This window comes from Nocardiopsis sp. NRRL B-16309 (assembly GCF_001279585.1).
Lineage (GTDB): Bacteria > Actinomycetota > Actinomycetes > Streptosporangiales > Streptosporangiaceae > Nocardiopsis.
Window position 1 is genome coordinate 22265 of the sequence record NZ_LGEC01000079.1, and the last position, 22512, is coordinate 44776.

The window sequence follows — 22512 nt, forward strand, 5'->3', positions numbered from 1 at the left end:
CCTGCTCGGGTGTCAGCGTCACCGGGGGAGATCCCCGGAGCCCGGTCCGGTTCCGGTCTCAGGTGGGCATGTGCGCGGGATTGCGCACCAGGGGCGAGAGGCTGGGCGTGCCCGTGACCGGATCCGGGAAGACCTGGGCCGCGAGCCCGAAGACGTCCCTGACCAGGTCCTCGGTCACCACGTCGCGGGGCCGCCCGGACGCGTACACCGAGCCGTCGAGCATCGCCACCAGGTGGTCGGAATAGCGCGAGGCCAGGGTGAGGTCGTGCAGGACCATCACCACCGTGGTCCCCTGCGTCCGGTTCAGCTCCAGCAGCAGGTCCAGGACCTCCACCTGGTGCGCGATGTCGAGGAACGTCGTGGGCTCGTCCAGGAGCAGCAGGCCGGTCCGCTGGGCGAGGGTCATGGCGATCCACACCCGCTGCCGCTGCCCACCGGACAACTCGTCCACCGACCGATCCGCCAGGTCCAGCGTCCCGGTCACCTCCAGGGCCTCCTGCACCGCCTCGTCGTCGCCGCTCGTCCAGCGGCGGAACCAGCCCTGGTGCGGATAGCGGCCGCGGCCGACCAGGTCGGCGACGGTGATGCCGTCCGGCGCGACGGGGCTCTGCGGCAGCAGGCCCACCGTCCGGGCCACGTCGCGGGTGGGCAGGGTCCGGATGTCCGTGCCGTTGAGCAGCACGCGGCCCCCGCGCGGCGGCAGCAGGCGGGCCAGGCCCCGCAGCAGGGTGGACTTGCCGCACCCGTTGGCGCCGACGATCGAGGTGACCACACCGGGCGGGACGGCCATGCTCAGGCCGCCCACGATGGTCCGGTCGCCGTAGCCGAGCGACAGGTCCTCGGCAGCCAGGGCCGAGAAGGCGGCGGGGTCCGCCGTACGCGCGGTGTCGGACGAGGTCATGTCAACCACCTGCCCCGGACCGGTTGGTCCGCATGAGGAGCCAGAGAAGGTACGGCGCGCCCACGATCCCGGTCACGACCCCCACTGGGAGGGTGACGTCGGGGATCGTGAACTGCGCGAGGAGGTCGGACGCGAGCATGATGAGCGCCCCGATCAGCGCCGCGGGCAGCAGCGCCAGGCGGCCCGACCGGACGGTGCGCCGGGCGATCGGCGCGCTGACCAGGGCCACGAACGCGACCGGCCCGGCCACCGCCACCGCCGAGGCGGCCAGGCCCACCGACGCCAGCAGCAGCCACAGCCGGGAGCGCTCGGCTGGCACGCCGAGCGAGGTGGCGGAGTCGTCGCCCAGTTCGAGGGAGCGCAGCCGGCCGCCGAGCGGGACCAGGACCGCCAGCAACACGGCGAAGCAGCCCAGCAGCGGGTTCAGGGTGGGCCAGTCGGCGCGCGCCAGGCTGCCGGTGATCCAGGTCAGGGCCACCTGCGCGTCGCGGATGTCGCTCTGGGTCAGCACCCAGGAGACGGCGCTGGTGGACAGGGCCGCCACCCCGATGCCCACGAGCAGCAGCCGGTAGCCGGCCACGCCGTGGCGCCAGGCCAGCAGGTAGATGGCCATCGCGGCGGCGAGCGCCCCCAGGCTCACGAACCCGGCCAGCGCCAGGCCGCTGAGGCCGAGGTAGACCACGCCCAGGACGCCCGCCGCGCTCGCGCTGTGGGTGATGCCGACGATGTCCGGGCTGGCCAGCGGGTTGCGGACGATGGTCTGGAGCAGCGCCCCGGACAGGCCGAGGCAGGCGCCCGTGACCACCGCGGTGAGCAGGCGCGGGAGCCGCAGTTCGATCAGCACGAACCGGGTGACCTGGTCGGCCCGCCCGGTCAGGAGGTCGAGGAGTTCGGGCAGGGACACCGACGCCTGACCGACGCTCACTCCCACCGTCATCGCGCCGAGGAGCAGCAGGACGAGGACGAGCGTGACCGCCGTCTCGCGCCGGGTGCCGCTCCGGCGGACGGCTCGGACGGTCCGGCCCCGGCCGTCCGGACGGGTGGTGATCACAGCCGCACCGCCTTTCCCTTGCGTACCAGTGCGATGAACAGGGGCGCGCCGATCACCGCCGTGACGATCCCGACCTGGAGTTCGCCCGGCCGGGCCACGACCCGGGCGATGACGTCGCAGGCCAGCAGCAGTGTGGGCGAGGCGAGCGCACTGAAGGGCAGGATGAGCCGGTAGTCCAGGCCCACGACGCCGCGGGCGATGTGCGGCACGAGCAGTCCGACGAAGGCGATCGGCCCGACCGACGCGGTCGCGGCGCCGCACAGCGCGACGATCGCCACGGCCGCCAGGATCCGGGTCCGCACGATGTTCTGGCCGAGCCCGCGGGCGACGTCGTCGCCCAGCGCCAGGCCGTTGAGCGAGCGGCCGAGCAGGAGGGCGACCAGCGCGCCGCCGACGATGAACGGCGTCGTCTGGGCGACCACCGGCAGCCCCCGCGCCGCCAGGGCCCCGACCTGCCAGAACCGCATCTGGTCCAGCGAGGACTGGTCGACGAGCAGCACCGCGGTGACGATCGAGGTCAGGGCGGCGGTGACCGCCGCACCGGCCAGCGCGAGCTTGACGGGGGTCGCGCCCTCACGGCCGAAACTCGACACCCCGTACACGACCACCGCCGACACCGCCGCCCCCGCGAAGGCGAACCACACGTACCCTCCGGGCGAGGTGACGCCGAGGAGGCCGATCGCGCCCACCACGAAGAGCGAGGCTCCGGCGTTGATCCCGAGCAGGCCGGGGTCGGCGAGCGGGTTGCGGGTCAGCCCCTGCATCACCGCGCCCGCCATGCCCAGGGCCAGGCCCGCCGTGAGCCCGACCAGGGTCCGCGGGAGGCGCTTCTCGACGACGACCAAATGGTCGGGGAGGGTCGGGTCGTAGCGCAGCACGGCGTCGAGCACGACGGCCGGCGGCAGGGGGTTGGCCCCCACGGCGAGGCTGAGCAGCGCGGCGACCGCCAGGGCCAGGCCCAGCAGCGGGAAGCCGAGCGCCCAGCGCGCCCGCCCGGGCCCGCGGGTGGCGGGGGCGGTGCGGGCGCCGCCCCCGGTGGTGGTGGTCATCGGATTCCGCGCTACTCGACGTTCTCGGCGGCGGCGACCAGCTCGGGCACGTACCGGTCGAGCATCCACGGGATGGACAGCACGGTGGGGGCGCTGCTGGCCATGACGAAGTCCTCGCCCACGATCGGCGCGAAGCGGCCCTCCTCGACGGCGGGCATGGCGGCGACCAGCGGGTCGGAGGTGAACTCCCTCAGGGACGCCTCGTCGGCGAAGTACATCACCAGGACGTCGGTCTCGATCTCCTGCAGGTTCTCGTAGCTGAGCGAGTAGAAGAACGACTCGTCGGGGTCGGCGTCCAGTTCGGACACGCTGGCGCTGGGCTCCATGCCCAGGTCCACGAGCATCTCCACGCGCGGGTCGTACTCGCGGTACACGTTGAGCACGTCGGCCTCGTTGGCGGCGGCGTAGAAGAACGTCGTGCCCTCCAGCTCCGGGTTCTCCGCGGCCAGCGCCCCGACCTGCGCCTGGGTGTCCTCCAGCAGCGCGGCGGCCTCCTCCTCCCGGCCCAGCGCCCGGCCGACGATGTCGACCTGCTCCTGCCAGGTGGTGGCCCAGGGCTGGTCGGGGTAGGCGACGGTGGGGGCGATCTCCTGGAGGCGGTCGAAGTCCTCCTGCGTGAGGCCGGAGTTGGGGGCCAGGATCACGTCGGGGCGGGCCTCGACGATCTCCTCCAGCGGCGGCGCGTCGGCGTGCGCGCCGGAGAGGAGGGTGGGCTGCTCGCCGCCGAGCTCCTCGATCCTGTCGGCGTCCCACTCGAAGACGCCGTCCTCGTTGCCGCCGTAGTCGTTGCGGGGCATGGCCACCGGGACGACGTCCAGGGCCAGCACGACGTCCTGCGCTGACCAGCCCCAGGTGACGACGCGCTCGGGCTCCTCGGGGATGACCGCCTCGCCGAGGGCGCTGTCGACGGTCACGGGGAAGGCGCCGTCGCCGCCACCGCCGACCGGCTGCCCGTCGTCCCCGGCGTCGGTTCCGGAGCAGGCGGTGAGGAGGGCGGCGCCGACGAGGGCGGCCGCGGTGATCTGGACGGGGCTGGACAGGGCGGTCATGCGGTGGTTCTCCTCGACGGGGGTACGGCCGGGCCTCTGCCGACCGTGGCGGCACGGAGAGGGTTGGTTAGGCAAGGCTAACAACACCTGACCAGTACCTGGTCCGCGGCCCCCGGCGTCTCCCGGATCCGGCTCCGTACGCGGGAGCCGCGTCTTGAAAACAAAAATCCACTATGTTCAAATAGACACACGACGGCGGGACACCCCGCCACCGAGACCGGAGGGAGTCGGCCCGTGCCCGCCGCCTTCAGCGAGGCCGAACGCGCCCGCGTCACCGAGCGGCTGCTCGCCAACGGGGAACGGCTGTTCACCACCCAGGGCCTGCGCAAGACCTCCCTGGAGGACCTGGTCAGCGGCACCGGCATCGCCAAGAGCAGCTTCTACCGGTTCTTCGCCGCCAAGGAGGCGCTCTACCTGGAGCTGATGATGCGCCAGGCCGCCGACGTCAAGCGCGAGGTCGTCGACGAGGCCCTGCTCAGCACCGAGGACGTCCGCGAGGGCCTGCGGCGCTTCCTGCACGCCACCCTGCGCCGGTTGGAGACCGACCCGCTCTACCGGCGCCTCATGACCCACCCGGAGGAGATGGCCGCCGTCACGCGCCGGCTCGGCAGCGCCGATCCGGAGTCCGTCTCCGCCTTCACGGCCTCGCCCGACAACCCGGCGCGGGCCCTCGCGGACTTCCTCCGCCACCACCAGGAGGAGGGCGAGCTGCCCGAACACGACCCCGCCGTGCTCCTCGGCGTGATCCAGGCGGTCCTCGTCCTGCCCCTCAACAAGGAGCTGCTCGGCGACCCCGCCCTGCTGCCCCGGATCCAGGACCTGCTGGTGGACATCGTCGCCACGGGCCTCACCCCGCAGAAGGGCTGACCGCCATGACCGCCCACGACACCGGACCGTCCGGCACCAGGAGCGCCCTCATCGTCGGCGCCGGCATCGCCGGCCAGGCCGCGGCCCTGCGCCTGCACCAGGCCGGCTGGCGCGTCCGGGTCGTCGAGCGCGCCCCGCGGCGCCGAGGCGGAGGGTACGCCGTCTCCTTCGCGGGGATCGGCTACGACGCCGCCGAGCGGATGGGCGTCCTGCCCGACCTGCTCGACCGGCACATCACGCCCGACGCCCTGGTCTACGTCAGGAAGGACGGGACGGAGGCGTTCACCGTCCCCGGCCGGACCGTGCGGGCCCTGGCGGGCGAGCGCAACCTCAACCTGCTGCGCGGCGACATCGAGGACGTGCTCCACCGCAGGGTCCGCGACCACGCCGAGTTCACCTACGGCACCACCGTCGAACGCGTCGAGCAGGACGCCGACGGCGTGCGCGCCACGCTCAGCGACGGCACCGTAACCACCGCCGACCTGCTCATCGGCGCCGACGGCCTGCACTCGGCCACCCGGGCCCAGGTCTTCGGCCCGGAGTCGGCGTACCGCCGCGACCTGCGGCACATGGTGGGCGTGTTCATGCTCGACCACCGGCCCGAGGGCGTGGCGCCCGGCGCCACCGCCTCGCTCACCGACACCGGCCGGACCCTGGCCGTCATCGACCTGGGGGCGAACGGGGCCGCGGCCTTCTTCGGCTACCGCTCCGAGGAGTCCGGCCGCGAACTCGCCGAGGGCCCGTACACCGCGATCCCGCGCGCCTGCGGGGACATGGGCTGGGTGGCACCCCAGGTGCTGGAGCAGCTGGCCGCGGCGCGGGACGTGTACTTCGACACCGTCAGCCAGATGGAGGTGGACGGGTGGAGCCGCGGCCGGGTGGTCCTGCTCGGCGACGCGGCCTGGTGCGTCACCCTCTTCGCCGGGTACGGCTCGGCGCTGGCCGTCGGCGGCGCGGACGCCCTGGGCACCGCCCTGGAGGAACACCCGGACGACCTCCCGGCCGCCCTGGCCGCGTGGGAGCGGCGGATCCGCCCGGAGGCCGAGCGCAAACAGCGCCTGGGCCGCCAGGTGAAGGGCCTGTACGCGCCCGAGGACCGGTTCGGTCTGTGGCTGCGCGACCTACCGCTGCGCATGGCCGCCAACCCGCTCGTGAGCCGCTTCCTCCAGCGCCGCCTCCAGATCCGCGGCTGAGGGGCGCGCCTCCATCGACCGGTCAGGTCAGGAGGACCGCTCCTCCTGGAGCAGCCAGGCGGCGGTCCCGCCGACCACCGCGCACCCGAGCACCATGAGCAGGACACTCCGGCCGGTCTCCGGGTCGGCGACGTCGTCGGCATAGGCGGTGTCGGCGGCAGCGGCGACCATCGCCCACTCGACCAGCATGAGGGCCGGCGGCACGCACGCCAGCCCGACGGCGGCCCCCAGCAAGAAGCGGGACGGACGGAGCAAGTAGCGCACGACGACCGCCGCCAGCGCGGCCACGGCGACCCAGAGGAGGAAGGAGGTGAGCATGGCGTCGTCGCCCGACGGAACCCAACTCTCGTCACTCGCCCACGGCAGGGCGCGCGACAGGAACACGACGACCGTGCCCCCGGTCAGCAGAGCCGTGGCCGCCCGCAGCCGTTCCGCGTCGTAGGCGTGCGCGTGGAAGCGCGCCTCCAGACGCGCCAACCGCTGTCGGAGCTGTTCCGTCTCGCTCGGACGTCGGCTCGGGGAAGGTGGCATGGACCGCTCTCCTGGGTGTGTCGTCGAAGGACCACCCGTATCGGACCACAGCCGTACGACCCGCGTTCACCCGGGGGGCGCGGAGGCCCCGGGGCGGCGCAGACCCACCTGTGCGTCGCGCACGTGCAGCGCCAGGTGCGTCTCCAGACGGCGCGGCGAGGCGTCCCATCCCGTGCCGAGCAGGACACCGATGCGGGTCAGCCGCTGCCGCACGGTGTTGCGGTGCAGGTGCAACAGTGCGGCGACCCGCGCCACGCTGCCGTCGGTCTCCAGGTAGTGGAAGGCGGTACGCGCCAGGTCGGTGCCCCGCTCGTCGTCGTAGGCCAGCAGCGGGTCGATCGCGCGGGTGAGCGAGCCCGGGAGCCCGCCCGCGCGGGCCAGGTCGAGCAGGGCGTGCACCATGCCCAGCCGCTCGCCGTCGAGCACGCCGTCCCGGTCGAGGGTGACGAGCGACCCGAGGGCGAGCGACGCGCGCCGGTGCGCGTCGGGCAGGTCCCGCGGGGACGTGACCGGACCGGCCGCACCCGCCCGCAGCGGCCAGCCGTGGCCCTCGAACACGGCGCGCAGTCCGTCCTCCCAGCCGGGCGAGGCCGTGAGCAGGCACAGGTGGTCGTCGTGCACGGTCATCACGGACCGCCCGATCGCGGCGCGCAGCACCTGGCGGCACCGCCGCGCGTCCGCGAAGGACACGTCCAGGGACACGCACCACAGGCGGTCGTCGGACCGCAGGCCCCAGCGGCGCATCCGCCGCTCCAGCCGGTCGTGCGGCAGGTCCACGCCGGAGAGCAGGTCGTCGACCAGCTCGTGCTGGCCGCGCAGGTCGGCGTCCTCCTCGGCGCGTGAGAAGAGCAGCGCGAGGGCGGCGTGCACGGCGACCCGCTCCAGCAGCGCCCTGTCGTCGGAGTCCAGGACCGACCCCGTGTGCAGCGTGCCCAGGGTCTCGGCCGCCGCGGTGATCGCGACGGCGGTGCCGGGATCGGGGACGGCCTCGGCCGCCGCCCGGTCCGCGGTCGTGGCGAGCAGTCCGCCCGAGGCGTCCCGCAGGTGGAGGTCGTCGTCGAGCGCGCCGCGGCCGATGGTGAGGACCCGGTCGACGTCCGGGGAGACCATCACCGCGTCCAGCAGCCTGCGGTCGAGTTCGAGCATCCGGGTGGCCAGCTGCAGCTCGGCGGCGCTGCGCCGGTGCTCCACGTTGAGCAGTTCGGTCCGGCGGGCCATCTCCTCGAAGCGCAGCGAGTTGTCGATCGCGACCGCCGCCTGCTTGGCGATCGACTCGACGCAGCTGACCTCCTCGGGCTCGAACCGGCGGGACCGCCGTTCGGCCACGATGAGCGCGCCGATCACCCGGCCCGCCACGGTGAGCGGGGCGCCCATGATCGTCTCGACCGCCTCGGCCCGCACGATCTCGTCCACCTCGGGGTCGTGCACGACCGAGGTGTCGGCCAGGTACCCGGAGGTCTGGAAGGGCGCCAGGCCGGTCGCGACCTGCCCCAGCACCCCGACCCCGAGCGGCATCCGCAGGGCCCGGTAGGCAGGCGTGGTCACACCGTCGGACTGGCGGATGTAGGTGTCGCCGCGCTCGGGGTCGTTGAGGCTGATGTAGGCCATGTCCGCGCCGACGATCGCGCGCGTGCGGCGCACGATCGCCTGGAGGACGGCCTCCACGTCCCGCAGCGCGGTGAGGTCCGTGGCGGTGTCGAGCAGGACCCTCAGCAGGTCCTCACGCGAGCGCCGAAGGGTGTTCGCCATGCACACAACCTACTCGGATCAATGGTCGCCAGCACATCGTGTCCGCTGTCACCGCCACGTTAAGTTTCCGTAAGTTGCCTGGTCACCCGCCACACGCTGGCGCGAACCGGGTCCCACGACCCGTGGACCACCCTCGCGGAGGCCCACAAGGAAGGACGGACGACGGTGCAGATCACCGGGGCGGTACTGGAGCAGATCGGGCGGCGGCGCCCGTACGCGGAGTCGACCCCCGTCAGCGTGGCCCGGGTGGAGCTCGCCGAACCCGGGCCGACCGAGGTGCGGGTGCGGATCGAGGCGGCCGGGGTGTGCCACTCCGACCTGTCGGTGCTCGACGGCAACCGCGTGCGCCCGGTCCCTATGCTGCTCGGCCACGAGGCCGCCGGCCGCGTCGAGGCCGTCGGCCCGGAGGTGACCGACATCTCCGTCGGCCGCCGCGTGGTGATGACGTTCCTCCCGCGCTGCGGCGAGTGCGACGGCTGCCGGACGGACGGCAGGCTGCCCTGCGGTCCCGGCACCGCCGCCAACAACGACGGCCGGCTGCTGCGCGGATCGCGCCACCTCACCCGTGACGGGGAGACCGTCCACCACCACCTGGGCGTCTCCGGCTTCGCCACGCACGCCGTCGTGGACCGCGCCTCCCTGGTCCCCGTCGACGACGACGTCCCGGCCGAGATAGCGGCGGTCCTGGGCTGCGCGGTCCTCACCGGGGGCGGCACGCTGCTCAACGCGGTGCGCGCCGCGCCGGGCGAGAGCGTCATGGTCGTCGGCCTGGGCGGGGTCGGCATGGCCGCGCTGCTGGCCGCGGTCGCCGAGGGGGCCGGCGACGTCATAGCCGTCGACACGCTCCCGGAGAAGCTGGACCTGGCCCGGCGGCTGGGCGCCACCCACGCCTACACCCCCGACGAGGTGGCCGACCAGGGAGTCCGGGCCGCCCACGCCATCGAGTGCGCCGGGCACCCGCGCGCCTTCGAGACCGCGTTCGCCGCCACCGCCCCGGGCGGGCGCACCGTGACGGTGGGCCTGCCGAGCCCGGACGCCATGGCGCGGCTCTCACCGCTCACGATGACCGCCGAGGCCCGCACCGTCATCGGGTCCTACCTGGGCTCCGCCGTCCCCGCGCGCGACATCCCGAAGTTCGCCCAGTGGTGGCGCGAGGGCCGGCTGCCCGTCGAGCACCTGATCAGCCGCCGGATCCGGCTGGAGGAGATCAACGAGGCCATGGACGAACTCGCCGAGGGCAGGGCCGTCCGCCAGGTCATCGTCTTCGACGAGTGACCCCCGAGTAGCCACCGACCCGGGCGCGACCGTGCCCGGGGATCACGAAAGCACTGGTCAATGAGTCAGACACCCTCCCAGCCGGACGCGGCTTCGGCGCACTGGAAGGCGGGGCCGTTCGAGGTCCGCCTGCCCTTCGTGCACTACAGGTTCCAGTGGCAGGACTACACGCAGGGCCTGGTCATGTGCGCGGTCGACCTCGCCGCGATCCCGCTGCTGACCGAACTCCTCGGCATGCCGTTCGAGGCCGCGCTCGCCGTGGTCGTCCTCAACGGCCTCCTCTACCTCCTCCACCACCTGCTGGGCGACCCGGTCGTGCCCGGCTGGATCACCCCGGCCATCCCCCTGCTGATGGTCTACTGCCAGCAGTTCCCCGAGGGCCCCGAGCGGGTCCAGGCGCTGGTCGCGTTCCAGCTCGTCCTCGCGGTGCTGTCGATCACCCTGGGGGTGACCGGGCTGGCCTCGAAGGTGGTCCGCTTCATCCCGAACGCGCTGCGCGCGGGAATCGTGGTCGGAGCCGGCTTCGCCGCGGTGCAGAGCGTCTTCGCCGAGGGCGGCCGGTTCGAGACCTTCCCGTGGACGATCTCGATCGCCGTCGGCCTGGCCTTCCTCCTGCTGTACTCCAAGGGCTTCGCCAAGGCGCAGGAGCACAGCCGGGTGCTGCGGCTGATCGGCAGCCTCGGCATCCTGCCGTGCATCCTGCTCGCCGTCGTCGTCGCGCCGCTCTTCGGCGAGGCGCCGTGGCCGACCCTGGAATGGGGCTTCGCCACGCCCGACTTCGTCACCCTGTGGACGGAGTACACCGTCTTCGGCGTGGGCTTCCCGCCGGCGATGATGCTGCTCACCGCGGTCCCCACCGTGGCCGCCGCCTACATCGTGGTCTTCGGCGACGTCCTGCAGGCGCGTGCCGTCCTGGACGAGGCCTCCGAGGTCCGCACCGACGAGAAGGTCACCTACAACCCGAACCGCGCCCACGTCATCTTCGGCGGGCGCAACGCCTTCATGGGCATCATCGGCCCGGACGTCACCATGTGCGGCCCCCTGTGGGCGGCCATGCACGTGGCCATCTCGGAGCGGTACAAGAAGGGCCGCGACGCGATGCAGTCCATCTTCGGCGGCGCCGGCTCGTTCCGCTGGGGCACCAACACCGGCCTGTGGCTGCTGCCGATCGTCTCGCTCGTGGAGCCCGTCCTGGGCGTGGCACTCGCCCTCACGCTCATCATCCAGGGCTTCGTGAGCGTCAAGGTCGGCATCCTCGAAGCGCGCAGCCGCACCGACCTGGGCATCGCCGGAGTCACCGGCGCAGTCCTGGCCCTGAACGGCGCCGCCTGGGGCTTCGCCGTGGGCATCGTCCTCTGCCTGCTCGTGTACGGCCGCCGGTTCTTCTCCGGCGAGGACGACGGCGTGATCAACCACGAGCGCAGGCCCCGCGACAGCGGGAAGGCTCCCGAGGCCGGACAGTCCCCCGAGCGGGTGGTGGAGAGCTGACCGGCCGCCGGCGGGCCGACCGCTGACCCGAAGGGCCCGGCGCGTGCGCGCCGGGCCCTCGCGCGTCCCGTGCCGGTCGGCGCGGCGGCGCCCGCGGGACCGTTCCTCGACCTCGTCGCGGATCGACCGCACGGCGGCCATGTCCTGGCCCGCCGGGTCGTCCAGGGTCCACTCCTCGTAGCGTTCGCCCGGGAAGATCGGTCACGCGTGCCCACAGCCCCTGCCGACCACCACGTCGGCGGCGCGCACGACCTCGTCCGTCCACGGCTTGGGGAACTCGCTCGCGATGTCGATACCGACCTCCTTCATGGCCGCCACCGTGACCGGTTGACCTCCTGCCCGGGCTCGGATCCGCCCGACCAGGCGATCGCCCGCTCACCGGCCAGACGCCGGAAGAAGCCCAGAGCCATCTGGCTGCGCCCGGCGTTGTGCGTGCACAGGAACAGCACGACGGGGCGGCCGTCGTCCACCGTGCTCTCGATCCGCGCCAGGGCGCTCAGCCGCTGGCGGGCGAAGCGCTCGGCCAGCAGCGGCAGGAACTGGGCGACGGTGGCCCGGTCCCCGAACTGGTCATAGCTGGAGTGCAGGAACCGCTCGATGGTCTCGGTGTCGAACACCCCCGCGAACTCGTCGGCGAGCATGCCTGAGGCGACTCCCAGTGCGTACTGCTGGTCGACGGTGAACGCACGAGAAGGCCCCGCCACCTGTTTACGCAGGTGGCGGGGCCTTTTTGCATGTGTGTGGGTTGTGGCTAGGGGCGGGGTCGAACCGCCGACCTTCCGCTTTTCAGGCGGACGCTCGTACCAACTGAGCTACCTAGCCGCGTGCGACGATCTCTCGATCTCGCAGCGGTCCTGACGGGATTTGAACCCGCGGCCTCCACCTTGACAGGGTGGCGAGCACTCCTAACTGCTCCACAGGACCTTGTTCTGTTGTCGCACCCGGTCGCATTGACCTGGCGCGTTGTCGCGGTACTCATTCTGCCAGATGTCCGACAGTGCTCGAACCGCGCCGTACCCCCAACGGGATTCGAACCCGCGCTACCGCCTTGAAAGGGCGGCGTCCTAGGCCGCTAGACGATGGGGGCCCGTGTGACAGGTTCAGCATAGGGGAGATCGTCACCAACACCAAAGTGATTCTTCCCGTCGGGCACCCCGAGCCGACCTGCGCGAACCCCCACCCTACGGGGTCCGCTCCGGCTCCGTGGCATCCTCCTCGGCCTCCTCCGGCTCGTCGCCGACGGGCCGATCCGGGTCCGGTTCGATATGCCGCTCGACCTGCGCCGACGTCAACCCGATCCCGCCGAGGTCGATGTCGTCGCGGGCCTGGAGCCGCCCGGTCTCGACGTCGAAGTACAGCACCGACGCCTGGTACGGCGTCGGTCTTCCCCTGCCGTGATCAAGCCCACTCAATCCGGCCCCGCCCGTGGACCCCTGGACGAGGAACCGGGTCCCCTGATCGCCCAGCGCGGTCGAGCGCATGTGGTCGCCGCCCGTCAGCACAAGGGGGACGACCCCGTCGAACGCGTTCCCCTGCGTGCGGGTGTGCAGGACCGCGACGTCGACCTCGTTCCCCGCGTCGGACTCGGCCACCGACGACGCCTGCTCCTCGCCCAGCGCCGCCACGGCCTCCTCGTCGGGATTGAGCCGGGTCGCGTCCGGCGTGTACCGGGGGTCGCCGACCCCGTAGAACGTCAGACCCGCCACCTCCTCGGTGTCCTCGTCCAGCACCACCGCGTTCGGCTGGGACTCGACCGCGCGCTGCGTTCCCATGGAGTCGTGCTCGCCGCGCACCCACACGTACGGCACCTCCAGGTCGGCGATCTCGTCGGCGAAGACGTCCTCGGCCGCGCTCCCCCGGTCGGTCAGGTCGCCCGAGTCCACGACCACGTCGGCCCCGTACTGCTCGCGCAGCGTGCGGATGATGCTCCACGACGCGGGATTGAGCTGGATGTCGGACACGTGCAGGACCCGGACGACCGACTCGTCCTCCTCGTACACCGGCAGCGTCGACGTGGCCTCGTAGATCATCGCGACGTTGCCCACGAGTCCGGCGAGTTGTTCCTGGTACTGGTTGAACCGGCTGACCACGGCCTCCGCGCCGCCCACGACCTGCGGTGCGCCGGCGATCAGTCCGGTGTAGCGGGGTTCGGCGATGGCACTCGGGTTGAAGGACGAGGCCGCAAGGGCCCCGGACCCCACGAGCACCACCAGTGACACGAGGCCGCTGAACAGGGCCCGCCCCGCGCTCCGGAACAGCAGCAGTCCCATGATCACGGCGCCCAGGGTGGCGGCCACGAGGGCGCGCACCACGAGCGAGATCACGCCGGCGCGCAGGTCCGAACCGATACCGGCCGCCATGCGGTTGATGGCGTCGGGGTCGGCGAACATCTCCTCGGCGGCCGACAGCCGGATGTCGGAGATGGTCGCCTCCAGACGCAGCGGCGCGTCGTGCGTGTCGAAGGCGAGCTGCCCCAGCGGGCGGACGTCGACGACCGTCTCGCCGTCCCACTGGAGGCTCAGCCCGAGCGTGACGTCGGCCGGCCCGATCGGAGTGACGACCTCACCACCGAGCGCGAGTCCCAGCCAGCCCCCGACCAGGCCCGCCGCGGCGACGCCGCCCCACCGCCACGCACGCCCGGCGCGCACCTTGTTGAAGGCACCACGGTAGTCGTAAGCACGAATCGCTTCCCAAGACACCACACCCCCATCATGCCGGTGACACGGCCCGTTCCCAACGCTTCCTCCCGCCCGGAGTGCTTTTGTGCCGTCGCGCCCCGCCCACCGGGAGCGTTCGCCGGGGGCCGACACGCCGTCCTCCCCTCGCCTCCCCCGATCCGCCGCGCCAGGGGCCGCCGTCCCACCGAGCCCCTCCGAGGCCGCACAATGGCAGACGTGGTGGACATCGCACGCGAAGAATTCGAGGAACTGGTCGCCGACGCGCTGGACCGGATCCCTCCGGAGCTGACCCGCCTGATGGACAACGTGGTCATCACGGTCGAGGACGAGTCCCCGGAAGGCCTCCTCGGTCTCTACGAGGGCATCCCGCTGACCGAGCGCGGGGACGGCTACTTCGGCGTGCTCCCGGACCAGATCTTCGTCTACCGGCTCAACATCTGCTCCTTCTGCGAGACGCCCGAACAGGTGGTGGAGGAGGTCCTGGTGACGGTCGTGCACGAGATCGCCCACCACTTCGGCATCGACGACGCGCGTCTCGGCGACCTCGGCTGGGGCTGACCGCGACCGCGGGCAACCACGCCCTCGGGGACGGTCGCGCGTCCCGCACGACCCCGCACGGGCCGGAGACGACGAGGGTCGGCGACCACCCGCCGGGGCGACCACCCGCCCGGGGACGACCACGAGAGCGGACGGCCACGCTCCCCGGATTCGGCCACACCCCGACCGGCCATTCCCCCAGGAGCGACCGTGCGTCACACAACGGGCCTCGGTTCCTGAAGAAATCCGATTCCATTTCGGGTTCCTAGCGTGTCCGGGCAACAACGGTTCGCGTGGAACCAGCGGCGGAGCAATCACCTCAATCACCCCAAGAACACCGCTCCCAGCAGCGATAACACCAGATAGCTCCCGAACTCGATTCCGCGCCGAATTCAGGCGATCCCCCTCACCCGCAGCAACGAAACAGACACAAATTTCCGGAACGGGCTTGCGACACGGCCGTCCTTCCGGAACCGTTGGTCATTGGGACACGACACAGCGTGATTTCAACCATGTAACAGTTAGGGAGTGCCGGGTGGCCGAACCGCGCCTCAACCACACACCCGAAGACGAGGACCGTTCGCCCTCCTCGGATGCCCCGGACGATTCCTGGCGCAGCAGCTACCGCCAGGTCATGGCCATCAGCGAGTTCCGTTCCCTCTGGCTCGCCCACGCCCTGTCGACCATCGGTTCCAACCTGCTCAACATCGCGGCCGTGACGCTGGTGTTCCAGCAGACCGACTCGCCCCTCGCCGCGGGTTTCACGCTGGCGCTGACGTTCCTGCCCCCGCTCATCGCCGGCCCCCTGCTGTCCGGCGTCGCCGACATCTTCCCCCGCCGCCGCGTGATGGTCGTCTGCGATCTGCTCCGCGCGTCCCTGATCTTCGCGATCGGCATCCCGGGCGTCCCGCTCTGGGCGGTCTGGGCCCTGCTGTTCTGCTCGGTCCTGCCCACACTGCCGTTCGCCGCCGCCCGCGCCGCGCTGCTGACCGAGATCGTCCAGGGCGAGCGCTACGTCGCGGGCCTGGCGATCTTCCAGCTCACCACGCAGATCGGCACGCTGGCCGGACTGGCCGCGGGCGGCTACATCGCCGCCATGCTCGGCGTCGACACGGCCTTCATGGCCAACGGAGCCGTGATCGTCCTGGCGGCGCTCATCGTGCTGTTCGGCGTGCGGTCGCGGCCCTCACCACGGGCCGAGGCCTCCGAGCGCCCCCGGCTGCCGGTGATGATCCGCGACGGGTCCAAGCTCGTGTTCGGCGACGACCGCCTGCGCACCCTGGCGCTCATGGCCTGGCTCGCGGGCCTGTACATGATCCCCTACGGGCTGGCCAGCCCGCTGGCGGAGCAGGTCGGCGGCGGCCCCACCTCCGCGGGGCTGATCATGGCGGGTCCGTTCATCGGCGCGTTCGTCGGCGGCTTCGTGCTCACCCGGCTGATTCCGCCGCCCACGAGGATCCGCATGCTCGGCCCGCTGGCCGTGCTCGCGTCGGTGCCCCTGCTGCTGTGGCTCTTCGATCCCCCGCTGTGGCTGATGATCACGGCGCTCGCGGTCAGCGGCGCGTGCAGCTCCTACCAGATCGTGGCGAACGCGGCCTTCGTCCTGTGCGTCCCGAAGGAGGGCAGGGGTCTGGCCTTCGGCCTGGTCGCGGCGGGCCTGCAGACCGCTCAGGGCCTGGGCATCCTGCTCGCGGGACTCCTCGCCGAGTCGTTCGGCCCCAACGTCGTCGTCATCGGCGCCGGAGCCGCGGGGATCGTCCTGGCGGCCGGTCTGGCGCTGCCGTGGTCCCGGTTGGCGGGCCACACCGTCGCGCTCATGAACCAGACGGAGAAGGCGTCCTAGGGCGCGTGTGGTGGATGCTGCCCGTCGCGAGCGGTGCAGCCAGTGGTGCTCTCGCAAGGCCGAAGAGGGAGTCGGGGTGGTTCCCCTGCCGACTGATGAGAACGCGGTGAGAGTGCCGCTGGGCGACGCGCAGCAGGGCGAGTATCCGCCATACACGTCCTAGCGGGAGCTGCCCGCCGAGCCGCCCCGGCGGGAGGGGGCTCGCCGCCGCCCGAAGGGCGTGGCCGGCACCGCCTCCTGCTTCCCGCTGCCCGTCTCCTGTCCCGCGTTCCCTCTACCTACCGGTCCCGGCCGCCGTCGGCCGAGGAGTCGCGGGCCTCCTCACCCTCGCACTCCTCGCGCGGGGCGTCGATGTCGCGTCGTTGCCACCCGGGGTGGGCTCTCAGGGTCCACATCAGCTCTCGCTCGGCTTTCCTTGGAAGTTGCGGATGATCTGCTCCAGCAGGGAGCGCTTCTCGTGCTCGGCGGGCATCAGCAGCCACGCCAGGACGTAGACGAAGACGCCGCCGCCGAGGAACGCGAAGACCACGAAGATCAGGCGGACGATGGTGGCGTCGATCCCGGTGTAGGCGGCGATGCCCCCGCAAACGCCGGTCAGGAAGCGGTCGGAGTCACTGCGGCAGAAGCGCTTGGTCGTGAAGTTCTCGCTCATATCTCCAGACTGCCTCCTCACCACGACGATTCCCATCGGGGACAGCCCTGGGCCGCCCCTGACATCCCCCCGACCCCCAGGGAAGGGAGCAGGTGGGGGGCGGCGATACGCCCCCGTACCGAGTGAGACGGCACGGGGGCGCGAGTGGTTCCTGAGGCGTGTGGCACACCCCGGCGGCTTCGTGGACGGGGTCTCGGGTGATGCGCCTCATGCGCAGCGCATTGTGGCGGGGAACCTCATGCGCGGCCCTCATGCGCGGCGCCTCATTGCGGGGCACCTCATGGGCGGCCTCGTGGCGGTGCGCCACACGGGCGGCACCTCATGGCGGGGCATCGGGCAGCCTCGTGCCGATGCGCCTGATGGCGGGGCATCTCACGGACGGCACCTCATGGCGGAGCACTTCACGGCGGCCTCACGGCGGGTGCCGCTACCGCCGACGGCTCCCCGGTACGTTCACCTGGTGGCGGTACCCCTGCCCGTCCCGGGTGACGTCCCCGGGGACGCCTCCGCCGACGCCTCGGCCGACGCCCCCACCGACGTGCCGGGGGACGTGTCGGCGGCCTCGACACCCGGGCGCGGCTCGCCTCCGTCCCCCGCCCCCGAGCCGGACTCGCCGCCGTCCTCGGCGCCGACGGTCGTCGCCAGCGGCTTCTCGGTGATGAACCAGGAGAGCACGAAGCCCACCAGCGCGATCGGCACCGCGTAGAGGAAGATCGGCGGCAGCGCCCCCGCGAAGGCCTGCTCGACGAACGCGCGCACGGGATCCGGCAGGGACTGGAGCATCTGCGGGGTCATGGAACTGATCCCGGCCTCGCCGCCCGCGAACTCCACTCCGCCGCCGGGCGCCTCGGCCATCCGGTCGTTGAGCCGGGACACGAAGATCGACCCGAACACCGCGATCCCGAAGGACGCGCCGATCTGGCGGAAGTAGTTGTTGGCCGACGTGGCCGCTCCGAGATCGCGCCGGGGCGCGGTGTTCTGCACGATGAGCACGAGGTTCTGCATCACCATGCCGACGCCCAGGCCCAGGACCAGCATCGCGGACCCGTTGTAGAGGTAGGTGGTGTCGGTGTCCATCCGCGACAGCAGGACCAGGCCCACCATGATGATGGCGGTGCCGATGATCGGCCAGTGCTTGTAACGACCCGTGGTGGAGATGCGCCGACCGGTGGTGATGGTGCTGGTGAGCATTCCGGCCACCATGGGGATCATCAGCAGCCCGGACTCGGTCGCGCTGGCGCCCTTGACCATCTGGAAGAACGTCGGCAGGTAGGACACGGTGGAGAACATCGCGATGCCGACGGTGATGCCGATGATCGCCGTGAGCACGAAGTCGCGGTCCCGGAACAGCCGCAGCGGGAGGATGGGCTCCGCCGCCCGCTGCTCGACCAGGACGAACAGCCCGGCGGCGACCACCGCGCCCACCGCCAGTCCGATGATCTGCGGGCTGGCCCAGTCGTAGGTGTGGCCGCCCCAGCTCGTGACCAGCACCAGGCACACGCTCGTCGCGGCCAGCAGCAGCGTGCCCATGTAGTCGAGTCTGGGCCTGGGGCCGGACGGCCGGGGCAGCCGGATCGTGACGATGGCCGTGACCAGCGCGATCGCGCCCAGCGGCAGGTTGATGTAGAAGATCCAGCGCCAGTCGAGCTGGTCGGTGAAGAAGCCGCCGAGCAGCGGGCCGGCGATCGACGCCAGCCCGAAGACACCGCCGACCACGCCCATGTACTTGCCGCGCTCACGCGGGGAGACGACGTCGGCGATGATCGCCTGCGCGCTGATCATGAGCCCGCCGCCGCCGATGCCCTGCAGGGCGCGGAAGAGGATCAGCTGGGTCATGTCCTGAGCGAGCCCGGCCAGGACCGAGCCGAGGAGGAACACGGCGATCGCGAAGATGTACACGTAGCGGCGGCCGAAGATGTCGCCCGCCTTGCCGTAGATGGGCATGCCGACGGTGGCCGCGAGCATGTAGGCCGTCACGACCCAGGACAGGTGTTCGAGGCCGTTGAGCTCGCCGACGATCGTGGGCAGCGCGGTCGCCACGATGGTCTGGTCCAGTGCGGCCAGCAGCATCGTGAGGATGATCGCCAGGAAGATCCAGCGCAGCCGGGAACGGCCGACGCCGGACTCGGCCGGTGGCGCGGTGGGTGTGGACATGGGACTCCGTTCGCCTTCGGGAGGCGTTCCGGGTCAACGGACGGGGCCGAAGGCCTCACCGAGGTTCTGGAAGGCTTCGCGGAGCTTCGCGCGGACGTCCGCGACCTGCTCGCCCTCCTCGAAGTGGAGGCGCTTCATGGTCTGTCGCATCACCGCCATGGCCGCGGCGGCGACCACGAACGAGCGGTTCTCCTCCGGCGGGTCGCCCCACCGTTCGGCGATGACCGCGGCCACTTCGAGTTCCACTGTGTGGAAGCGCCCGAAGAAGCCGCGGGCGAGCTGGGGCTCGCGTTCCATGAGTTCTTTGCGCATCCGCATCCTGCGCCGGTGCGAGACGAGGTCTTCGGTGTTGACCAGGAACGATGTCAGCATGGTGATGAGGTCCTCGACGAAGTCGCCGGAGGGGCCGCCGGAGGCGAACTCCTGCCGTACCGGTTCGTCGGGGCGCACGGGGAGGTCGCCCAGGACCGCCTCTTCCTTCGAGGCGAAGTAGTTGAAGAACGTCCGCGCGGAGACGTCGGCCTCGGCCGCGATCTCCTCCACGGTCACGTTCTCCAGGCCGCGCTCCAGGAAGAGCTCCAGTGCCGCCTCCTGGAGGGCACGGCGTGTGGCCGTCTTCTTCCGTTCACGCAGCCCCATGCGTTCCTCCCCCGTACACCGACGATTGTTGCATGCTCTGCAAGCTTTCTCAAGATGAATTATTTCACTCGGCGCAAGAGAACGGCCCCGCCCGAGGGCGGAGCCGTTCGTCGAAGCCGCGCTGTCTACATCTTCGTCGAGTGCTCGGGGCGGACGTACACGACCACCCGCTCGTCGCCCGGCTGGTGCCAGGGGTAGACGTCCTCGTTGAGGTACTTCTTGGCCATCGCGTTGATGAAGGCGTTGTCCGGGTCGTCCTCGATCCGGTCCACCCGCCCGCGCACCTCCACGTACCGGTAGGGGTTCTCGGGGTCCTGCACCGAGACCGAGATCCGCGCGTCCCTGCCCAGGTTGCGCACCTTCTGCCGGGTCTTGGTCTGGCTGAACCGCAGGAACTCCCCGTCCCAGTCGATCCACACGGGGTTCACCTGCGGCTCGCCCTTGGGGCCGAGCGTGGCCACGTGTCCGTACGAGGGCTTGGTGAGGATGTCCTGCCGGTCCTCGGGTACCACTGCCATGGCTTCCTCCACAACGTCGCTGTCGGTCGCATCGAGTAGACCAAGCCCGTCGGTCGGCGCCAAGGCGGCTCGCCCTGCCGGCTCGGGCATCGGCCCCACATCCCATCCCACCACCGGCCGGCCGGTCACCGCCAGAGCGGCGTCCGGACCTGCTCGGGACCCGGTTCCGCCGCCATCGACCGGACGTCGGGGTAGAGGGCCGTGAGCAGCGGCCAGGTGAGCGCCGCCATCTCGTCGGGCGTGCGCGGGCAGTCGTTCTGGAGCCAGTCGGTGGCGGTGGAGATGAGCGCGCCCGCGATGAACGCCGCCGCGAGGTCGTACGGCGCGCCCGCCCGGTCCGCGCTCCGGTCGGCAGCGGGGGTGGGGGTGGGGCCAGAGCCAGGGGTGGGGTCAGAAGCGGGGCCAGAGCCGGAACTCGTTCCGGTGTCAGGGCTGGGGCCGGGGCCAGTGCCGGAACCGGATCCGCTGTCAGAGTCCGGGCCGGGATCGGGAACGGCTCCGGAACCAGAGGCGGACCCGAGGCCGCCCAGGAAGTCGGCCATGGCCGTGTGGCAGGCGTCCGTCGTCCGGCGGCGGAGGTGGTCGATGACGCGCGCGCTGCCCTGGGGTCCCAGCACGGCGCGGAACAGACCGGCGTGTTCGGCGAGGCTGGCGAAGAAGAGTCGGAGTTGGGTCGGCGCGTTGCCGGGATCGGGCCTCGGGATCGCGCCGACCACCTCGTCGATCACCGCCGTACACGCGGCCTCGGAGAGTTCGTGCACGTCGCGGTAGTGGTCGTAGAACGTCGAGCGGCTCACACCAGCCTGCTTCACGACGTCGGCGACGCTCACCCGGGACAGGTCCTGGTCCTTGATGAGTTCGGTCAGCGCGCCCTGTAGTGCCGCCTGCGTACGTCGAACACGCCGGTCAACGGGCTGGCCCCGGTCTGCTCTCGTCACCACCACGTTCCTCAGCTTATGCCATCCCTACATATGCAGGTTAACCTACTCTTGTAGGAAAACCTACAGATGTAGGTTAACGTGACGCGGGCGCCACGGCAGCGGGTTCCGGCGCCTCCCGGCAGTGAGGACGTGTGATGAGGGCAGGCCCCCAGCAGGACGACGACGCGGGCACGCGGCCCGGCCCGCCGTCGGGCGTCACGATCGTCGGAGCGTCGGCCGCCGGGCTGTCGACCGCGGAGGCCCTCCGCCGACGCGGCTACCAGGGACGGCTGCGGCTGCTCGACGCCGAGGACCGGCTTCCCTACGACCGGCCGCCGCTGTCCAAGCAGGTCCTGTCCGGGGCGTGGGAGCCGTCGCGGGCTCGGCTGCGCGGCCCCGACCAGCTGGCCGCGCTGAACGCCGAACTCCTGCTCGGCGAGCGCGCCGTGTCCCTCGACCTCCGGAACCGGTCCGTCACCACGGACACCGGCCGGTCACTGGAGGACGACGTCCTCGTCCTGGCCACCGGCCTGGCGCCCGTGGTCCTGCCCGGCCAGGACGGCCTCGCCGGCGCCCACGTCCTGCGCGGCCTTGACCACGCGCTGGCCCTGCGCCGCGACCTGGTCACCGCCGCACGGGTGGTCGTCGTCGGCGAGGGGGTCCTCGGCGCGGAGATCGCCGCCACCGCCCGCGGGCTCGGTCTGGACGTCACGCTCGTGGGACTCGGTCACACGCTCCTGGCCGACCAGCTGGGCGGCACCGTCGGCGGCGTCCTCACCGACCTGCACACCGAGCGCGGGGTGCGGCTGCGGCTCGGCACGGCGGTCGAGTCCGTGGTCGGCGACGGCGGCAGGGTGAGCGGGGTGCGCCTGACCGGCGGCGAGGTCCTGTCGGCGGACGTGGTCGTGGCCGCCGTCGGGTCGCGTCCCGCGACCGCCTGGCTGGAGGGCAGCGGGCTCCCGCTCGGCGACGGTGTGGAGACCGATGCACGGTGCCGCGCCGCCCCCGGGATCTACGCGGTCGGCGACGCCGCGTCGTGGTTCCACGAGGGGCTCGGCCGGCGACTGCGCCTGGAGAACCGCACGAACGCCGTCGAGCAGGCCCAGGCCGTGGCGGCCGCGATCCTCGGCGCCGACCGCCCCTTCACGCCCGTCCCCTACTTCTGGACCGACCAGTACGACGCGAGGATCCAGGCCCACGGCATGCCGTCGCCCGGGGCGCAGGTCTCGATCGCCGAGGGCGACCCGGCCGACCGCCGGTTCGTCGCCGTGTACACCGAGGGCGGCCGGGTCACCGGCGTCCTCGGCTGGAACATGCCCAAGCAGGCCCGTCTGCTGCGCCAGGAGCACCTCGCCCCGCCGGACGCGCGCCGGCCGCCACAACCCTCCGTGCGGTGATCCCAGGGTGGCGACGGGGCG

Annotated in this window: 20 protein-coding genes and 3 tRNA genes; 7 read left to right on the top strand and 16 right to left on the bottom strand. The window is 72.0% G+C overall.

What is annotated here, in order from left to right:
* Positions 1-58 precede the first annotated feature (58 nt).
* From ADL05_RS16480 to ADL05_RS16495, 4 genes are read right to left on the bottom strand one after another with little or no spacing between them, the layout of a single operon-like run.
* A complete protein-coding gene (locus ADL05_RS16480; RefSeq protein ID WP_053617865.1) occupies positions 59-901 on the bottom strand; it encodes an ABC transporter ATP-binding protein in 843 nt (280 codons plus the stop codon).
* A gap of 1 nt (position 902) precedes the next feature.
* Positions 903-1952, bottom strand: a complete 1050-nt coding sequence (locus tag ADL05_RS16485) for an iron chelate uptake ABC transporter family permease subunit (RefSeq protein WP_197285824.1) — start codon at positions 1950-1952, stop codon at positions 903-905.
* The gene (locus tag ADL05_RS16490) at positions 1949-3001 is read right to left on the bottom strand and encodes an iron ABC transporter permease (RefSeq protein ID WP_053617866.1); all 1053 of its coding nucleotides are present in this window, start codon (positions 2999-3001) and stop codon (positions 1949-1951) included. Before ADL05_RS16490 ends, ADL05_RS16485 begins: the two co-directional genes overlap by 4 nt.
* A gap of 11 nt (positions 3002-3012) precedes the next feature.
* Entirely contained in the window at positions 3013-4050 is a 1038-nt protein-coding gene (locus ADL05_RS16495) for an iron-siderophore ABC transporter substrate-binding protein (protein ID WP_053617867.1), read from the bottom strand.
* Positions 4051-4284: 234 nt separating this feature from the next.
* Between ADL05_RS16495 and ADL05_RS16500 the strand changes: the two genes are divergently transcribed.
* Complete coding sequence (locus ADL05_RS16500; RefSeq protein ID WP_053617868.1) at positions 4285-4917, top strand: TetR/AcrR family transcriptional regulator; 633 nt, start codon at positions 4285-4287, stop codon at positions 4915-4917.
* 5 nt (positions 4918-4922) lie between these two features.
* Positions 4923-6110: an FAD-dependent monooxygenase gene (locus tag ADL05_RS16505; protein ID WP_053617869.1), complete on the top strand. Its 1188-nt coding sequence runs from the start codon at positions 4923-4925 to the stop codon at positions 6108-6110.
* A gap of 27 nt (positions 6111-6137) precedes the next feature.
* On the opposite strand, the gene ADL05_RS16510 is transcribed toward ADL05_RS16505, so the two are convergent.
* Together ADL05_RS16510 and ADL05_RS16515 are read right to left on the bottom strand one after the other, a co-directional pair.
* Positions 6138-6641, bottom strand: coding sequence for a hypothetical protein (locus ADL05_RS16510; protein ID WP_156365872.1), 504 nt, complete (start codon positions 6639-6641; stop codon positions 6138-6140).
* 66 nt (positions 6642-6707) lie between these two features.
* A complete protein-coding gene (locus tag ADL05_RS16515) occupies positions 6708-8390 on the bottom strand; it encodes a GAF domain-containing protein (protein WP_053617871.1) in 1683 nt (560 codons plus the stop codon).
* Between the two features lie 165 nt (positions 8391-8555).
* Between ADL05_RS16515 and ADL05_RS16520 the strand changes: the two genes are divergently transcribed.
* Both ADL05_RS16520 and ADL05_RS16525 read left to right on the top strand, forming a co-directional pair.
* Complete coding sequence (locus tag ADL05_RS16520) at positions 8556-9665, top strand: alcohol dehydrogenase catalytic domain-containing protein (RefSeq protein WP_053617872.1); 1110 nt, start codon at positions 8556-8558, stop codon at positions 9663-9665.
* Positions 9666-9725: 60 nt separating this feature from the next.
* Positions 9726-11153: a hypothetical protein gene (locus ADL05_RS16525; protein WP_082376469.1), complete on the top strand. Its 1428-nt coding sequence runs from the start codon at positions 9726-9728 to the stop codon at positions 11151-11153.
* Positions 11154-11458: 305 nt separating this feature from the next.
* Here the strand turns inward: ADL05_RS16525 and ADL05_RS32460 are convergent, their stop codons facing one another.
* The 5 genes from ADL05_RS32460 to ADL05_RS16550 form a co-directional block, all read right to left on the bottom strand.
* Complete coding sequence (locus ADL05_RS32460) at positions 11459-11857, bottom strand: three-helix bundle dimerization domain-containing protein (RefSeq protein WP_369800953.1); 399 nt, start codon at positions 11855-11857, stop codon at positions 11459-11461.
* A gap of 44 nt (positions 11858-11901) precedes the next feature.
* Positions 11902-11975, bottom strand: a tRNA-Phe gene (locus ADL05_RS16535).
* A gap of 27 nt (positions 11976-12002) precedes the next feature.
* Positions 12003-12077: transfer RNA gene (locus ADL05_RS16540), tRNA-Asp, on the bottom strand.
* 90 nt (positions 12078-12167) lie between these two features.
* Positions 12168-12240, bottom strand: a tRNA-Glu gene (locus tag ADL05_RS16545).
* A gap of 94 nt (positions 12241-12334) precedes the next feature.
* On the bottom strand, positions 12335-13852 hold the full coding sequence (locus ADL05_RS16550; RefSeq protein ID WP_053617898.1) for a metallophosphoesterase: 1518 nt from the start codon (positions 13850-13852) through the stop codon (positions 12335-12337).
* Between the two features lie 186 nt (positions 13853-14038).
* Here ADL05_RS16550 and ADL05_RS16555 point away from each other — a divergent pair, with 186 nt between their 5' ends.
* Both ADL05_RS16555 and ADL05_RS16560 read left to right on the top strand, forming a co-directional pair.
* Positions 14039-14389 (top strand): metallopeptidase family protein, encoded by a 351-nt coding sequence (locus ADL05_RS16555; protein WP_053617873.1) that lies wholly within the window; start codon positions 14039-14041, stop codon positions 14387-14389.
* Positions 14390-14903: 514 nt separating this feature from the next.
* Positions 14904-16211, top strand: a complete 1308-nt coding sequence (locus tag ADL05_RS16560; RefSeq protein WP_053617874.1) for an MFS transporter — start codon at positions 14904-14906, stop codon at positions 16209-16211.
* Between the two features lie 394 nt (positions 16212-16605).
* Here ADL05_RS16560 and ADL05_RS16565 read toward each other — a convergent pair whose 3' ends face one another.
* The 5 genes from ADL05_RS16565 to ADL05_RS31820 all read right to left on the bottom strand — a co-directional run bounded on the left by ADL05_RS16565 (position 16606) and on the right by ADL05_RS31820 (position 21112).
* Complete coding sequence (locus tag ADL05_RS16565; protein WP_053617875.1) at positions 16606-16863, bottom strand: PspC domain-containing protein; 258 nt, start codon at positions 16861-16863, stop codon at positions 16606-16608.
* A gap of 453 nt (positions 16864-17316) precedes the next feature.
* On the bottom strand, positions 17317-19017 hold the full coding sequence (locus tag ADL05_RS16570) for an MDR family MFS transporter (protein ID WP_082376470.1): 1701 nt from the start codon (positions 19015-19017) through the stop codon (positions 17317-17319).
* Between the two features lie 33 nt (positions 19018-19050).
* A complete protein-coding gene (locus ADL05_RS16575; RefSeq protein WP_053617876.1) occupies positions 19051-19656 on the bottom strand; it encodes a TetR/AcrR family transcriptional regulator in 606 nt (201 codons plus the stop codon).
* A 125-nt stretch (positions 19657-19781) separates the two neighbouring features.
* Positions 19782-20174: a PPOX class F420-dependent oxidoreductase gene (locus ADL05_RS16580; RefSeq protein WP_053617877.1), complete on the bottom strand. Its 393-nt coding sequence runs from the start codon at positions 20172-20174 to the stop codon at positions 19782-19784.
* 125 nt (positions 20175-20299) lie between these two features.
* Positions 20300-21112 (bottom strand): TetR/AcrR family transcriptional regulator, encoded by an 813-nt coding sequence (locus ADL05_RS31820; protein ID WP_231640776.1) that lies wholly within the window; start codon positions 21110-21112, stop codon positions 20300-20302.
* A 137-nt stretch (positions 21113-21249) separates the two neighbouring features.
* Between ADL05_RS31820 and ADL05_RS16590 the strand changes: the two genes are divergently transcribed.
* Positions 21250-22491 (top strand): NAD(P)/FAD-dependent oxidoreductase, encoded by a 1242-nt coding sequence (locus tag ADL05_RS16590; RefSeq protein ID WP_053617879.1) that lies wholly within the window; start codon positions 21250-21252, stop codon positions 22489-22491.
* Positions 22492-22512: the final 21 nt, after the last annotated feature.